Below are 15,068 nucleotides of genomic sequence, written 5' to 3' on the forward strand. Positions count from 1 at the left end.
ATAAGGAAAAACTGTGAATAAAAAACTGATTTTAATATTTGCTATTTTAATGGCAATAACTTGTATGATAAACGCGGATGATATTGAATATGATGATGAAACGTTAGCTATTTTTGCGGGAGTTCGGCTTGGCCTGAAGCTGCCGGCACATGATGTAATGGATGAATATCATGCTAATTTAGACAGGACAATAACCTGGGAAGGCGATCTTGATTTTGATCCGGAACAGACAATTTATTTTAATCACTATATTTATGATTATTTTTCCCATGAATCCGGCAGGCTTTATAAAATTGAGTTAAACGGCGCAATTAAAGTATGGGAAGATAGTCATAATACTTTAATTGATGGTTTTGTAAATGTGGATGGATTGGAAAATATTAAACAACTTATATTTACAGTAACGGATGAGAATATATTCCAGTTTAATGATGGAGCCAGGATTTACTCTGATGAGGATTTTTGGGAGATGGATAATATAATAAAAACAGCAAATACAAGAGGAGACAGCAGGTTAGTTGATAACAGCAATCAGGCTGTTCTGCTATTTCTAATCCCAGTTCTGCATTCTTATGGAATCTCTTTTGATGCCAATGAAAACAAAGAAGAAAATATAACAATAGATTTAGTCGACACCCAAATACGTTACTCATTCAAGGGATTCCATCCAAATGCACAGTTGCTGGAAACATTATACCTGAAGCTTGATGTCGAGCTGTGGGGAGATTTTATCTTTTCCATAGATGATGAGAATAATAGTGACGGTCATTATTCTTTTAACGGAACTCTTTTAGATAAGTCGCAGGATGCGAAAATATCAAATATCAGATTTGAATCCTGTCAGGTTGATAGTGATAGAATTTCTGAAATCAGGGGAAAAGTTTTTATTGATAACAAAGAATACTCTTTTTATGACTTCTGCCATACAATGAAACTTTTTCTGGAAGAGACAGATCTTGCGAGCCTTAGAACAAAACTTCCTGATTTTTTCGGAACTGCTTATCTTAATACATTTTTAATGGCAGGGTTCAGAGAGTAAAGGAGGACATATGGCAAATTCCAAGAAGAAGAATTTCTGGATACCGAAGAAAAAGAAAGAAATAATATATCGCTCGCTTCCTTACCGCGCAATGCTGCCGGATAAAGTAAATATGGATTGGCTTGATAACTACCGTGTTTCACATTTTCCCAATCTTGAGATAGAAGAGTCCCGCGAATATTACAGCTTTTTTCAAACTGAAAGTAAACCGGAGTGTAAAAGCACTTTTGATATGGACCCTTTTTATCTTGAATTTAACCATAAATCCCAAAAAGGAACTTTGAGAATACGGGACGCCGGAGGACACGCAGACAGCTGCCCCAGAAGCTATGAGCAGCTTGCGTGGATTGAAGAGAGAATCAAACCTCTTGCTTTTAAAGATACATGGACAACAAATTGGGACATAGGAGACGCAGCATCATATGCAAAGTTTAACGATATGCTTATTGACGATCGAAGTTATTTAATAAGACTGCGGTACAAAATAAAAAAAGATGATTTCTGCGATTTTCTGCTGCAATCATATATATATGATAATCCCCTTCCCCGGTTAGCAAAAATATATGGGGAGGTTGAAAGTTTTATTCTTGATCTTTCCAATTTTGTATATGAAAGAACAGCGGTAGAATTACAGGAAAAGGAAAATCTGTCGCCGGAAGAAAAATTCAATATTTTTGAAAAACACCTGAAAATCGGGACTGCCAAAGTTATTATCGACACTTTAAAAAACACTAACGAGATTTACGTTAAAATGGTTGATAAAGAGTTTTATTAAAAGCTGATATGTTTTATTTAAAGCAATCAATCCATTACAGGCTTTCCGGCAACGTATGGATACTTGACCCGTCCATGCCGTAAGTAGATGTTATTCCGCTTATCCAAGCAATCAGCGCAAAGGAGGAGTCTATGGGCTGGAACAGTAAAATCTATAACTTTTATTTAATATTTGGTACTAACCCTCCCAATAAATAGCCATGGCGCAGGGATGAATGGTTTAACAGCATTGAGCCGCTATTTGATAAAGTTATTGAAATATCGCCTAATAAAAACAATATAGGAATCAGGGTTGTTGAAGACCATGGGGAGTGTAAATTAGGAAGGTTAAAATGGGACGAAAAATCCCATGAAAAGTGGACATTAAAGAATAACGATGAGAGATCGTTTGAGCATTTTGAATTATGGGCGCCAATATGGACAGTATGTGCGAAAAACAATACATCCCCTGATATTTATATATCTATTGGGAATGAGCATCATTTTGGAAAAGATAAAAAATATATCTTTGATACGTTAGTTACAATAGCAATCACGGAAGAGATTGGGGAGCTGTCAAAAGATTTAATAAAAGAGTTATCAAAAGCGTTTAACTCAAAAAAGACTGTCTATAATAAACGCAGATGGGAAACAGCAAAGCGTGATGAAGACGGAAAATGGAAGTTTATAAACAGCATACAGGATACAATCAGCTATGGAATATATAATGATGATGCAGTTAAAAATCTTAATATGCATTCGATAGAATTTGATAAGATACAATTTGAGCCATATTGGGAAGTACTGTATTAAAACCAATTTTATAGTAATAGGAAGGAGACCCATATATGAGGATTAGCAGTGCGTTTAAAATATTTCATTTAATTACGTTACTTATATTTATAACAGCAAACAGCTGGGCAGCTCCGGATATATATATCGCCGGATATGAAGATAACGGCAAAATAACATCGGCAAAATATTGGAAGAATGAAAAAAGAATTTCGTTGACAGATGAAATTTATGAATCCATGGCTCTTTCAATATTTGTTATTGATAACGATATATATGTAGCAGGATTTGAGCGGAACAGCGATAATCAGGCTATAGCAAAATATTGGAAAAATGGGAAAGGAATCGAGTTAACTGACGGAACTTTTCATTCAGGCGCCTATTCTATCTTTGTACAGGGAAATGATGTATTTGTCGCAGGTGAAGAAAATAGCCAAGCTAAATACTGGAAAAATGGTCAGGCAGTAGATTTAACAGAAAACGCCAATTATGCTTCTGCAAATTCTATCTTTGTTACAGGCAATGATATATATGTCGCTGGATATGAACGGAATGATGATTATGCTGTTGCAAAATACTGGAAAAATGGAGAAGAAGTTGTCTTAACAGATGGAAATAATTCAGCCTATGCCACTTCAATCTATGCAGCAGGCAACGATATATATGTTGCTGTCAGCGAATATATCGAAGAAAGAATTATTGCAAGATACTGGAAAAATAAACAGGAAATTATACTGACAGATGATAACAGCGCGCAGGCTTCTTCTATTTTTGTAGCAGGTAATGACATTTATGTTGCAGGATGTGAATATATTGGCGAAAATAATGTTGCAAAATACTGGAAGAACGGGCATGGAGTGGAACTAACAGCCAGTAATAATTTTGCCGCTGCTATGTCTGTTTTTTTATTGGGGGATGATGTTTACGTGGCAGGAAATGAGATTGATGGTGATATGACTATCGCAAAGTATTGGAAAAATGGAGAAGAAGTTGTCTTAACAGATGGTTTTTATGATACGTGTGTTTATTCAATCTTTGTGGTAGAATAACCATATATTACGTTACTTGCTTTTACAAACTGTTTATCCTGTTACATTTTACCCCTTAAACAAACGCTTTTTGCAGTTTTGCTAGAAAAAGGCTGGAAGCTTTTGAAAAGATCTGGTCTTTTTTCCAGACTATATTCAGGTTTGATTCCAGTCCCGGCACAGATTCGGCGATGACAGAGCGACCGCTGTTCCCGGGTATAGCAGGATTCAGGGAAACACTGCCTGAGGCATAATTGCAAGGGACAATGCAGACCTATTATAGGTCGAATAATACTATTATCCGGACGTAATTAAGAAAAATACGGCTTTTTTCCGCAAAAAAATTCCGCAGCCAGGAAAGACGCGGGATTTGAGTTAACCAATTGAAGACCATGATGTATCTGACTGGAAACTGCTCTCTGCCGCCGGATATCAGTACTGCTCCGTCACAGGCTCCGCGGGCAGAACCGGATCGTCCTGGTCCCCGGCATTGTCCGACAGCTTCCGTATACCGAAGAAGAAAGCTATTCCCGTGACCAGGGCGGATACAGCGTCCGCGAAAGGCGCCGCGTGGAGAATCCCGTTGAGGCCCCAAATCCGGGAAAAGATGAGTATCGACGGTATCAGAAGAATTACCTGCCGCGTCAGGGTAAGGACCATGGCCATCCGTGAGCGGCCGGTGGCCTGGAAAAAATTGGCGCCCAGGATCTGGAAACCGATCACCGGCAGGCAGAGGAACCAGGCACGGAGGGCATAGGACCCGAACCGCAGCAGTTCGGGTTCCCGGTTGAAGAGGGAAACGAGCTGTTCCGGGAAGACCCGGGTGGTTATCCATCCGGCCGCCACGATGATGGTGGCTACGGTCATGGCCAGCCGTTCCGCGGTTTTAACCCGGCTGTATTTCCGCGCCCCGTAATTAAAGCTGATGATCGGCTGCACACCCTGCATAAGACCGGTGATGGGCATGAGCAGAATGGTCTGGATACTGTTGACGATCCCCATACCGGAAACCGCCAGGTCCCCGCCGTACATAAACAGGGTTTTATTCAGCACCGCGTTGAGCATGCTGTTGCTCAGCTGCATCAGAAAGCCCGGCATTCCCAGGCTGCCGATACGCATGATAACCTTTGACCGGAGGACCATATACCGCAGCCGCAGCCGGTGGTTTGCCCGGGAACTGAGAAAATAGGACAGGATCCATATCATGGAGATGGCCTGGGAAATAATGGTAGCCAGGGCAGCCCCGGCCATTCCCATATCAAAGACGTAGATAAATATAGGATCCAAAACAATGTTGACCCCGGCGCCCATGAACATGGTCAGCATAGCCAGTTTGGGCTGGCCGTCGGCCCGGAGAAAATTGTTCATCCCCATGCTGGTGACCTGGAAGATTGCGCCGAAGAAGATGATCCGCATATATTCCGTGGAATAGGGCAGCACCGTATCGCTGGCCCCGAAGAGCCGCAGCAAAGGATCGAGAAAAATCTGGCCCAGCACGAGGAAAGCCGCGCCGCTGATAAGGAGCATCGAAAAAGCGTTCCCCAGGGCCTGGTCGGCTTCCTCGGGCTTTTTTTCCCCGAGCTTCATGGAGAAGAGGGTCGCCCCGCCGGTTCCGAAGAGGATACCGATGGAGAGGAGAATAATCATAATTGGAAACCCGATGGTAATCCCCGCGAGTCCGTTCGCGCCGATGCCGGGGGCGTTGCCGATATAAATGCGGTCCACCACATTGTAGAGGGCGTTTACCACCATGCCGATAATAGCCGGTATGGAAAACCGCGCCAGCAGTGATGAGACTTTTTCGGTGCCTAAAGGATTTGCCGCAGTCATTGTTTATCTCCCCATTTTTTCCTGAAATCCGTGTGCTCAACTTTTTCAACCATCCGTTCCAGCGCTGTATACACGGTGTCGGATACTTCGGGACAAAGGTCTTCGGTAAGGAAACGGCTCCAGCGGCGGAGTTTTCGGTCGATGCCGCGCCGGGCTGAACGGGCCTTATCCGTCAGGTATACCCGGTTGCGCCGTTTATCGGTTTCGTCCTTTTCCCTGTACACATACCCTTTTTCCGTAAGGGACTGGATCGCCCGGGCGGTGGAAGCCTTGTCAATAACGAGATACGCGGACAGATCCTCCTGGGATATACCGTCACGTTTGTAGAGATAGAGAAGAAAAGGAGACTCCGCCGAAGTGACAGCGTATTCTCTAAGGACAATATTCAAGTATACCTGGTTCTTGCGGTATAGAATTGAAATAAGCCGGCCTACAGCGTAATCCATAAAGGTCTCCGTTAATTAGTTGACACAACAACGAATAATAATCACAAACCGTTGTCATGTCAACTATTTTAAGCAAAGAAAATAATACAACAATCGGCGCCCATTGAGACAGGAAACCGGCAATATACCACTCAAACCAGTTTTTCAGAATAATTCACATTTTTTATTTTTTTGTTTTTTGGGATATAAATGATATATTTATATTAGGATTGATACAATCCAAGGAGTGACTGTATGAAAGGACGTATCTCAATTCTTATCCCATTAATTGTGTTATGTTGTTTAATCGGATGTGATAATCCCAGTAGCGGATCAAGTGAGGCAAAAAAGCTATCACTCATTGATATAACCGGTGCAAAAGCATTGATGGTCGCACCGGGAAGTGCTGCATCACGAAGCAGCTCCGGCAATCAGTTCCTTAAAATCCTGTCCGATGGAACCATTACCCAGGTTAATATGGTTGATGAAAGCGGCAGTTCAACCAGTACAGCGGTTCCATCAGAAATTCACGATGTTACTGATGAATATATGATCATAATTATAGAGAATAATCCGTACCTGGTGAGTAAAACCACCGGATCTGCGTATGACCTATCCCCGGTGGGATCTCCGCAAATTCTGCGGGCAAATATGGGGTATAACGGGGAAGTGCGGAAAAGCTTCTACAGTGACAAAAACGGTAATATATATTACCTAAGCGCAGGAATAGTAAAAAAAATAAATATTTCCAACCCAAACAGTATTACCGCAAGTAACTATACACCGGATATTTACAATATCACTTCTGCAGATGAATTTTGTGTAGATTCCGACGGAAATGTATTATTTTCACATTCCAATGGAACGGGCAATACAATAACACGGTTTAAAACAACAACGAATTCCATAAAAAATTTGAACGAACCCCGGACGCGGCTGAGTTTTACCGGGTATGATGGGAATATTTATTTCCAGCCCGATTCTTCAACAACAGCGCTGCAGAAACTTGAATTAGATGTAAACAATAATCTAACCTATACGGATTACGGCACTATTTTTGTAGGTGATTCCCAATCCGGAATTGGTTCTCAAGGCGTCCGGTGGCTGTATTTTGATGATATGATAATCACTATTGGAAAAGAAGGCGGCAAGGTTGTCTACAAAACTGGCGGAGTACCCCGGATAATTAGTGTTGATCTCAGTACAGCAAAATATGTCAGTGCCAGCAACGCTTATTACTATGTAGCGACCGAGAATGGCAGAATAATAAAAATAAATCCCAATGATGATGCCGTTTCGGAACTGCTTGGAGCGAATAACTATGATATTTTCAAAATGACCGTTACTAACGATGATGAAGTTATTTTCAATGCGCTGCGGTATTCGGACAGTAAAAAACTTCTGATAAAAATAAACAGCGACGGCACCATTGAACAGAAGAATGTAATTGATGTGGGAACTGAAATAACGGTTCTCGAAAAGGTAAATTGACCGAAAAAATTGCCCGCCCTGTTCAATGCAGAATAGGACGGGCTGCTTAAACGCAGGTTCGCCAAAAATCAGTACGCCGTCAGCCCGCCATCCACGGGCAGTTGGACGCCGTTGATAAACGCGGCTTTATCAGACGCGAGGTAACTCACCGCGCTGGCAACGTCCCCGGGCAGCCCAAGCCGGCCCATGGGGACCTCATCGAGACGTTCCTGCTTCTTTTTGGGATCCTGAAAAAGAATCTTTACGATTTCCGTATCCACCGTACTGGGATGCACCGAATTGCACCGGATCCCGTCCTTGGCGTACCGGGTGGCCACGCTTTTCGTCAGCAGCGTCACGGCGCCTTTGGTGGCGGTATAGGACTCGTTGGTGTACAGATGGCCTACGAGGCCGCAGATCGATGATATGTTGACGATGGAACCGCCGCCCTGGCTGCGCATGACCGGCAGGGAATGTTTGATCCCCAGGAAAGGCCCCCGGACATTCACCTGGAACATCCGGTCCCACTGTTCCACGGTGCATTCCTCAATAACCACCCGTATGTTGATCCCCGCGTTGTTGACCAGTACATCGAGCCGCCCCGTATCGGCCAGAATCCGCCGGATCGCCTCCTGCCAGTCCTTTTCCTCGGAAACATCCAGGTGGAGAAATACAGCCGTCCCGTATTGGGCAAGGTCCGCTTCGGTTTTCGCCCCCGCTTCATCATTGATATCACAGCAGTAGACCGTAAATCCGTCCGACAGCAGCTGCCTGCAGATATCTTTGCCGAGCCCGCCGGTGCCGCCGGTGACCAGGGCGGTTTTTTGATTTTGTTCAGCCATGGGTCCTCCTTATTTTGCGGCCTTTACCGCTTCCACTGCCCGGGCGACAACATCGTCGGAAGTCATCTTGTACCGGTGCATCAGATCGTTTTCATGGCCCGTATGGATAAAGTCCCCGGGGTCTGTTCCGATGGGAAGAACCGGCAGATACTTTCCGTGGGAAATACAGTGTTCCGCCACCAGCGAGAAAAGGCCGCCGCTGGTGCAGTGGTTTTCCAGGGTAACCATGGCGGAAACCGAATCCGCCATAATGTCCAGGAGTTCCGTGTCAAAGGGTTTGAGGGACGGGTGGTGGTCGATCCTGACCGAATACCCGAGATCCCGCAGTTTCTTTGCCGCGTACTTCGCGGTCCGAACCATAAACCCGGTACAGAGGAGCCCAATATCGGCGCGGTTCTGGGACGGCGCTTCGATGGTGACACCTTTGCCGATCTTAAACTGGTATCCGTCATGGGCTTCGTTGTAATTGACCTTGCACCGGACGAGCCTGAGATAGCAGGGCCCCTGCATCGCGGCGGCGGCATCCATGGCCTGCTCCATTTCCATGTTGAAACCCGGCTCGATGACGGTCAGGTTGGGGATGCGCAGCAGCAGGGACAGTTCCTTGTCGCTCTGGTGGGTCGCGCCGGCTTTGCCCGTAAACAGGCCGGCGTAGCTGCCGATGATTTTCACGTTGAGGTTACTGTAGCATACCGAAACATAGAGCTGGTCCATGAAGCGCCGGCAGAACGCGTCAAAGGTGCAGGGAAACGGAATAAACCCTTCCTGGGAGAGACCCGCGGATACGGCCATGAGGTTTTGCTCCGCAATACCAACCTTGACGACCCGGTCGGGATAAAAATGGTCCACGATATGGAGCCCCGTGGAACTCCGGAGGTCCGCGTCTACAGCCATAACCGCGGGGTTTTCTTTTACCATGGAAAGGAGCTTATGTCCCATCTGGTAGCGCATTTCCCCCGCGTTGTCGAATGCCGGTATTGTAAACTGTGCCATTGAATTCCTCCTTTATGCCTGGGCGTCGGAAAATGAATCGGGATTGCCGTGCAGGGGCGGAACTTTTTCAATGAGTTTCCCCAGGGTATCCACGAATGTCCGGGGAACCCCCAGGCGGCTCCCGTCCTGCTGCCACAGCTGATCGAGCCATACCGCCGCGGTTTCCCGGTCCCGGGGCGCGGAGGTATGCCAGTTCGGATTAAAGAGGGCTTCGGCGATTTTTTTCCCTTTGATGGTATTGGCTATTACGGAAATAGGTTTTCCGTTCCGGGAGTTCTTGAGTTTCGACACGAGGTCAATAAGCTCCGATACATTGTGGCCGTTTTCTGCGGTAAACACCGAATGGCCGAAGGCCCTGAGCTTGTCCGCCAGGGGTTCGATTCCCATATCGTTATGAACGAACCCTTTGGCCTGGACCTTATTGTAATCAATGATGAAAACAATATTGTCGAGACCGTAATGCCCCGCGGCCATAAAGGCTTCCCAGACGGAACCTTCATTGCATTCCCCGTCGCCGACGATTACATAGACCATACGGTTCGCCTGGTCCGGCCCTTTCTTGGCCATGCCCAGGGCCCGGCCGACGGCAACCCCGGGGATCTGCCCCAGGGAACCGCCGCTGATTTCAATCCCCGGTGTTTTCGTGCAGTCCGGATGGGACTCGAGCATCGATCCCCAGGAGCCGTAGAGTTTGAGTTCTTCCATGGGAAAATACCCGAAGAGCGCCAGGGCCGTATACAGGGCCGGGCAGCAGTGGGCTTTCGATAAATACAGAACATCCCGGTTTTCCCAGCCCGGGTCCGCCGGATCGTGGCGCAGCAGGTAATTGAACAGGACCGCCAGGATTTCAGCCTGTGACATGCTGCCTCCGGGATGGCCCAGAGACGCGCAGGTCATTTCATATACCGTATAGCTCCGGATCAGGTACGCCAGGGTCTCCGTATTTTTCAGCAGCTCGGAGTAATTTCCGTGAAAGGGGAGAACATCCTGATTGTAAAGAGTCGATTCGCGGAAGGGCCGCCAGAATTTTTCATAACCGGTGAGTTCGGCAATGGATTTGCTCATGCACTCCTCCTAATTGTATACACTTTTTAATAGTAATGCATGCAATTTTTAATTCTGTCAAGGAAATTTATCACACATATTTAATATATTTTGAAAATTTTAATTCCCTGATTCATCATAAAAAATAAGCTAATTCGTTTCAATGTATATATTTAGTTGAAATAATATTTTTGTTGACAGCTGAAATTTATGTGTATACAATTATACCAATTTTCCAGCGTTATATGACTTGTTTCAAGGAGGTTCTATGAAAAAGTCCGTGGTTATCGCCCTGATAGTGTCTTTAGCAGTCCTGCAGGGTGTTTTTGCGAAAGGATCCGAAGACGGAGCCGGAAAAGTCCATGTGGTTAAACTGGGGACCACCAATCAGGCCAACCATCCCATCACAACATCCCTCAAACACTTCGGGGAACTGCTGGACCAGTATTCCGGCGGAACAATCAAAGTTGAAGTGTATTCCGACGGCCAGCTCGGCAATGAGCGGGATTTGGTGGAAGGCGTCCAGATCGGCACCCTGCTGATGTCGTTCTCCTCAACCGGCCCGGTGGGCGCCTTCGCGCCGAAGATGGAAGTGATAAACCTGCCCTACCTGTTCCGGGACAACGACCACGCCTATAAAGTACTGGACGGCGCAGTCGGACAGGAAATCTCCGAGGAATTGCTGAAGAACAACATCCGCAACCTGGCGTTCTGGGAGAACGGCTGGCGGCAGATGACCAACTCGAAACGGGTTATCAACGGTCCCGCGGATCTCCGGGGACTCAAGATCCGGGTCATGGAAAGCCCCATCATGGTGGCGACCATCAACGCCATGGGCGGAAACGCGGTTCCCATGGGATGGTCCGAAGTAATCACCTCCCTTCAGCAGGGAATCATCGACGGCCAGGAAAACCCGATCATCAACAATGTGTACAACGGCGCCTATGAAGTGCAGGCGTACCTGTCCCTCACCCGGCATTTCTACAATCCCTCGGTTCTGCTGATCAACGAGAAATTCTACCAGGGCCTGAGCGCGGAACAGAAATCCGCGGTGGAACGGGCGGCTGCGGAAGCCAGGGATTACCAGCGGAAGCTGTCCCAGGAAATGGAAGCGGAGGCCCTCAAGGAAATAGCCGCCAAGTTCGGGCTGAATATCAACCACAACCCCGACATTGCGGCGTTTACCAAAGCGGTGGAACCTGTGTACAACCAGTTCGCGGATTCCCTGGGCGGATGGGAACTTATCAACAAGGTCCGGAATGTCCGTTAAATCCTGAACAGCATTGGCGGGCCGCTCTTTGAGCGGTCCGGTGCTGAACAATCGGAGCCAAAGATGAAGAAATTTTTAAGCGGACTGGACACGGTAATTAATATAGTAATCGTTATCCAGATGATTATCGTAGTGGCCACAGTTCTGCTGCAGATACTGTTCCGGTCGGTGATTGTCAAACCCCTGAGCTGGTCCGAGGAGCTTTCCCGGTACGCGTTCATCTGGATTGTGTACCTCGGCGGATATTTAGCGGTCCGCCACAAAAGCCAGCTGGGCATAACCCTGCTTACCGACCGCTTGTCCGGAAAATCAAAGAAAGCAGTAATCTTAACCGGGAAAGCTTTGATGATCGTGTATATGGCGATCGTTACATTTTATGGAACGAAACTGTCCTTACAGGTAATGGGACAGCCCTCAGCGGTTATGCGGATGCCCATGGGCGTAGTGTATATGGCTATTCCGCTGGGAATGTTCCTGATGTTTATCGGGACCGTTGCGGAATCCGTCGAAATCATACGGGAAAGGGACAGCTAATATGGCAGGCGCGTTATTTATCAGTTTCTTCATTTTTGTTATCATTGGCATTCCCGTCGCGTTTTCACTGGGACTGGGAAGCCTGATCAGTATCATCATCGGCGACACCATGCCGCTGATGATCATCCCCCAGCGGCTGGCCACCGGAACGGATTCCTTCATACTGCTGTGTATCCCTTTCTTTGTGCTTGCGGGTGAATTAATGAACACCGGCGGAATCGCCAAACGGCTGTTTCGGTTCTGCAGTGTCCTGGTGGGCCACATCAGAGGCGGACTGGGGCACGTTAATGTTCTCATAAGTATGCTCTTTGCGGGAATCACCGGAGCGGCCGCCGCGGACAGTTCCGCCATCGGTTCCATGCTCATTCCCGCGATGAAAGACGAAGGCTACGATCCGGAATTTTCCAGCGCCATCACCGCGTCATCATCCACCATCGGCGTCATCATACCGCCCAGTATTCCCATGGTACTCTACGGCGCCTGCACCGGCGTTTCCGTGACCACCCTCTTTGTGGCGGGGCTGATCCCCGGTATCCTGGTCGGCGTCGCCCAGATGATCGTGTGCTACGTCATCAGCGTCAAACGGGGATATCCCAAGAATCCCCGGGCAACCTTCAAGGAAATTCTGGTCGCCACCAAACAGGCGCTCCTGGCGCTGGGCATGCCCCTGATTATCCTCGGCGGTATCCTGCTGGGGATCTTTACACCCACCGAAGCCGGAGCCATCGCGGTACTGTACGCCCTTATAATTTCGCTGTTCGTGTATAAGAGCATCAAGATTAGGGATCTGGGGAAAATACTGCTCAACGCCGCGGAAAGCACCGCCACGGTTATGCTCATTGTTTCGGCGGCGTCCCTGTACAGCTGGTTCATCACATACACCAACATTCCCGTGAAGCTCGGCAATTTCCTGGAAATGCTCCATATGGGAAAGACCGGAATCTTCCTTTTTATAGTCCTCATCTATCTGCTGGCCGGCTGTCTCATGGACATGGGTGCGAATATCATCATGCTTACACCAATCTTCTATCCAATAGCACTGGCCGCGGGAATCAACCCGGTCCAGTTCGGGCTGGTCACCATTGTGGTTCTGTCCATCGGTCTGGTAACACCGCCGGTATGCGTCTGTACGTTTATATGCGCCAAGATCGCCAATGTATCGGTGGAAAAATCGGTAAAGGCATCGATACCGTTCCTGCTCAGCATGGTGGCGGTAGCATTGATGCTCATTTTCATCCCCCAGCTTACCACCGCGCTTCCCGCGGCATTGGGTAAGTAATATTAACGGAGAATCTTATGCACGGTTTGGTATTCGATGATATCGGTTCCATGGTCTGGAAGGAAGTTGCCGCTCCCGGGCTGGATGAGTTCCATAACATTCTGGTAAAAATCTCCGCGGTGGGAATCTGCGGATCCGATATCCACGGATACCTGGGCCTCACGGGCCGGCGTATTCCCCCTATGATCATGGGCCACGAAATGGCCGGTATTGTGGAAGCGGCCGGTCCGGGGACCAGTCTTAAAAAAGGCCAGCCCGTGGTGATCCTTCCCTTTGTTAACTGCGGGAAATGTGAATTCTGCAAAAAAGGAAAAACCAACTTCTGTACGGACCCCGTGGAATACTACGGCATTCTCAAAGACAACGGCGGCATGGCTGAATACCTTGCCGTTCCGGAGCACCAGCTTGTTCCCATTCCGGATACAACGAACCTGGTCCACGCGTCCCTGGCTGAGCCCCTGGCGGTGGCCTACGGCGGCGCGCGGAAAATCACGGACCCGGAAGACAGCCCCCTGCTGCTTTTCGGCGCGGGAGCGATCGGACTGCTGAGCCTCCAGGTTCTCCGGGCTCTGGGAAACCGCAGCGTCTATGTCTGCGACGCCAATGAGCGGCGCCTGGAAAAGGCAAAAACCCTGGGGGCAAAGGAATGCTTTGTCCCGGGGAATGCTTTGCCTGAGACGGTCAGGGACATCATTGAAAACGGCGGCTTCCCCCGGGTGCTCGACGCGGTGGGCGTGCCGGCGACCTACGAAAACGGCGTACAGTGGGCCGCCATCGGGGCGAAAATCGTGTGGGTGGGAAACGCCTGCAAAACGGTTACCCTGGAAATTCCCGATATTGTAATGAAGGAACTCACCATTGCCGGATCCTTTATTTATACTAGACAAGAAATTGCGGATGCGATAGCTTTGATAAACAGCGGCAGCATCGACTGCGGCATTTTGGTTGAACTGACCGAAAAAATGGAAAACGGCCCGGAAGTATTCCGGAGGCTTGCAATAGAAAAAGAAGACAGGATCAAGGCCGTTCTGGTAAATGGCTGATACATTCCGGAGTGATAATCGGTTTATATGGCAAAGGAAGAAAATTCCCTAAAAGCCTGGGATTACGCGTACAAGAAAATAAAGGAACGGATCCTGGACCTTTCGGTAAAACCGGGACAGAGCATTTCCGAACTGACCTTATCAAAGGACCTCGGCATCAGCCGGACCCCGATCCGTGAAGCCCTCCGCAAACTCGAGCAGGAGGGCATCATTGTCAACATCAACGGCCGGAAAAAAGTCGCGTCCCTTTCATACAAAGACCTGAGCCAGATTTTCGATTTAAAGATCGCCATCGAAGGGTACGTCGCCGAATACGCCACCATGCGGAAAACCGTGGGCCAGAGCAAACGTCTCGACACTATCGTTAAACGGATGGTCCAGTTCAATGACGAGTACCGGCTTCTTAAAACGAAACCCCACGGTGCCCTTGACGACTGGCTCAAACTCGACTGGGAGTTCCATACACTGTTGTTTGAGATGAGCGAAAACCAGCGGGCCTATTCAATAATAGAAAACCTGAATGTCCAGTGGCACCGCTGGCGGATGGGGCTTCTTGCCATGGAAGGCCGGGTCGAAAAAAGCATCACCGAGCACATCAACATAGCCCAGGCGGTTCAGGCCGGCAAGGCGGACGAAGCGAAACGGCTGATGGTTGAACACCTTGAAGAACTGCACCGCACCATAATCAATATCGCCAGCGCATTCGGCCTGAACTGACCCAGCCTA

At 47.9% G+C, this 15,068-nt stretch carries 14 protein-coding genes; 9 read left to right on the top strand and 5 right to left on the bottom strand.

The features are described from left to right. The first annotated feature begins 13 nt into the window (after positions 1–13). The 3 genes from JFL75_RS12070 (at position 14) to JFL75_RS12080 (ending at position 3,633) form a co-directional block, all read left to right on the top strand. Entirely contained in the window at positions 14–1,039 is a 1,026-nt protein-coding gene (locus tag JFL75_RS12070) for a hypothetical protein (RefSeq protein ID WP_215626937.1), read from the top strand. A 10-nt stretch (positions 1,040–1,049) separates the two neighbouring features. Continuing rightward, positions 1,050–1,814: a hypothetical protein gene (locus JFL75_RS12075; protein WP_215626938.1), complete on the top strand. Its 765-nt coding sequence runs from the start codon at positions 1,050–1,052 to the stop codon at positions 1,812–1,814. A gap of 826 nt (positions 1,815–2,640) precedes the next feature. Next, positions 2,641–3,633 (top strand): hypothetical protein, encoded by a 993-nt coding sequence (locus JFL75_RS12080; protein ID WP_215626939.1) that lies wholly within the window; start codon positions 2,641–2,643, stop codon positions 3,631–3,633. Between the two features lie 411 nt (positions 3,634–4,044). On the opposite strand, the gene JFL75_RS12085 is transcribed toward JFL75_RS12080, so the two are convergent. Both JFL75_RS12085 and JFL75_RS12090 read right to left on the bottom strand, forming a co-directional pair. Beyond that, positions 4,045–5,442, bottom strand: a complete 1,398-nt coding sequence (locus JFL75_RS12085; protein ID WP_215626940.1) for an MATE family efflux transporter — start codon at positions 5,440–5,442, stop codon at positions 4,045–4,047. Continuing rightward, positions 5,439–5,888 carry a MarR family winged helix-turn-helix transcriptional regulator gene (locus JFL75_RS12090; protein WP_215626941.1) on the bottom strand — a complete coding sequence of 150 codons (450 nt, stop codon included), beginning with the start codon at positions 5,886–5,888 and terminating at the stop codon, positions 5,439–5,441. Before JFL75_RS12090 ends, JFL75_RS12085 begins: the two co-directional genes overlap by 4 nt. Before the next feature lie 234 nt (positions 5,889–6,122). On the opposite strand from JFL75_RS12090, the gene JFL75_RS12095 reads away from it, so the two are divergent. Next, the gene (locus JFL75_RS12095) at positions 6,123–7,358 is read left to right on the top strand and encodes an NHL repeat-containing protein (protein WP_215626942.1); all 1,236 of its coding nucleotides are present in this window, start codon (positions 6,123–6,125) and stop codon (positions 7,356–7,358) included. 68 nt (positions 7,359–7,426) lie between these two features. On the opposite strand, the gene JFL75_RS12100 is transcribed toward JFL75_RS12095, so the two are convergent. Genes JFL75_RS12100 through JFL75_RS12110 form a run of 3 tightly spaced genes read right to left on the bottom strand, consistent with a single transcriptional unit; the run spans position 7,427 to position 10,237 of the window. Continuing rightward, on the bottom strand, positions 7,427–8,179 hold the full coding sequence (locus JFL75_RS12100) for an SDR family NAD(P)-dependent oxidoreductase (RefSeq protein WP_215626943.1): 753 nt from the start codon (positions 8,177–8,179) through the stop codon (positions 7,427–7,429). Positions 8,180–8,188: 9 nt separating this feature from the next. Then, positions 8,189–9,172: a transketolase family protein gene (locus JFL75_RS12105; protein WP_215626944.1), complete on the bottom strand. Its 984-nt coding sequence runs from the start codon at positions 9,170–9,172 to the stop codon at positions 8,189–8,191. Positions 9,173–9,184: 12 nt separating this feature from the next. Next, positions 9,185–10,237, bottom strand: a complete 1,053-nt coding sequence (locus tag JFL75_RS12110; protein WP_215626945.1) for a transketolase — start codon at positions 10,235–10,237, stop codon at positions 9,185–9,187. 247 nt (positions 10,238–10,484) lie between these two features. Between JFL75_RS12110 and JFL75_RS12115 the strand changes: the two genes are divergently transcribed. The 5 genes from JFL75_RS12115 to JFL75_RS12135 all read left to right on the top strand — a co-directional run bounded on the left by JFL75_RS12115 (position 10,485) and on the right by JFL75_RS12135 (position 15,059). Further along, a complete protein-coding gene (locus tag JFL75_RS12115; RefSeq protein WP_215626946.1) occupies positions 10,485–11,486 on the top strand; it encodes a TRAP transporter substrate-binding protein in 1,002 nt (333 codons plus the stop codon). 63 nt (positions 11,487–11,549) lie between these two features. Next, on the top strand, positions 11,550–12,020 hold the full coding sequence (locus JFL75_RS12120; RefSeq protein WP_215626947.1) for a TRAP transporter small permease: 471 nt from the start codon (positions 11,550–11,552) through the stop codon (positions 12,018–12,020). Position 12,021: 1 nt separating this feature from the next. Beyond that, the gene (locus JFL75_RS12125; protein ID WP_215626948.1) at positions 12,022–13,299 is read left to right on the top strand and encodes a TRAP transporter large permease; all 1,278 of its coding nucleotides are present in this window, start codon (positions 12,022–12,024) and stop codon (positions 13,297–13,299) included. A gap of 17 nt (positions 13,300–13,316) precedes the next feature. Next, positions 13,317–14,342: a zinc-dependent alcohol dehydrogenase gene (locus JFL75_RS12130; RefSeq protein ID WP_215626949.1), complete on the top strand. Its 1,026-nt coding sequence runs from the start codon at positions 13,317–13,319 to the stop codon at positions 14,340–14,342. 27 nt (positions 14,343–14,369) lie between these two features. Continuing rightward, positions 14,370–15,059 (top strand): GntR family transcriptional regulator, encoded by a 690-nt coding sequence (locus JFL75_RS12135; protein WP_215626950.1) that lies wholly within the window; start codon positions 14,370–14,372, stop codon positions 15,057–15,059. Positions 15,060–15,068 lie beyond the last annotated feature (9 nt).

The organism is Breznakiella homolactica (assembly GCF_016616095.2).
Taxonomy (GTDB): domain Bacteria; phylum Spirochaetota; class Spirochaetia; order Treponematales; family Breznakiellaceae; genus Breznakiella; species Breznakiella homolactica.

What these genes read in the sequence shown, in the direction of transcription:
- JFL75_RS12080 (WP_215626939.1), top strand. Translation starts at nt 2,641, where the DNA reads ATGAGGATTAGCAGTGCGTTTAAAATATTTCATTTAATTACGTTACTT.
- JFL75_RS12135 (WP_215626950.1), top strand. Translation starts at nt 14,370, where the DNA reads ATGGCAAAGGAAGAAAATTCCCTAAAAGCCTGGGATTACGCGTACAAG.
- JFL75_RS12075 (WP_215626938.1), top strand. Translation starts at nt 1,050, where the DNA reads ATGGCAAATTCCAAGAAGAAGAATTTCTGGATACCGAAGAAAAAGAAA.
- JFL75_RS12090 (WP_215626941.1), bottom strand. Translation starts at nt 5,888, where the DNA reads ATGGATTACGCTGTAGGCCGGCTTATTTCAATTCTATACCGCAAGAAC.
- JFL75_RS12130 (WP_215626949.1), top strand. Translation starts at nt 13,317, where the DNA reads ATGCACGGTTTGGTATTCGATGATATCGGTTCCATGGTCTGGAAGGAA.
- JFL75_RS12120 (WP_215626947.1), top strand. Translation starts at nt 11,550, where the DNA reads ATGAAGAAATTTTTAAGCGGACTGGACACGGTAATTAATATAGTAATC.
- JFL75_RS12125 (WP_215626948.1), top strand. Translation starts at nt 12,022, where the DNA reads ATGGCAGGCGCGTTATTTATCAGTTTCTTCATTTTTGTTATCATTGGC.
- JFL75_RS12100 (WP_215626943.1), bottom strand. Translation starts at nt 8,179, where the DNA reads ATGGCTGAACAAAATCAAAAAACCGCCCTGGTCACCGGCGGCACCGGC.
- JFL75_RS12085 (WP_215626940.1), bottom strand. Translation starts at nt 5,442, where the DNA reads ATGACTGCGGCAAATCCTTTAGGCACCGAAAAAGTCTCATCACTGCTG.
- JFL75_RS12115 (WP_215626946.1), top strand. Translation starts at nt 10,485, where the DNA reads ATGAAAAAGTCCGTGGTTATCGCCCTGATAGTGTCTTTAGCAGTCCTG.
- JFL75_RS12105 (WP_215626944.1), bottom strand. Translation starts at nt 9,172, where the DNA reads ATGGCACAGTTTACAATACCGGCATTCGACAACGCGGGGGAAATGCGC.
- JFL75_RS12110 (WP_215626945.1), bottom strand. Translation starts at nt 10,237, where the DNA reads ATGAGCAAATCCATTGCCGAACTCACCGGTTATGAAAAATTCTGGCGG.
- JFL75_RS12095 (WP_215626942.1), top strand. Translation starts at nt 6,123, where the DNA reads ATGAAAGGACGTATCTCAATTCTTATCCCATTAATTGTGTTATGTTGT.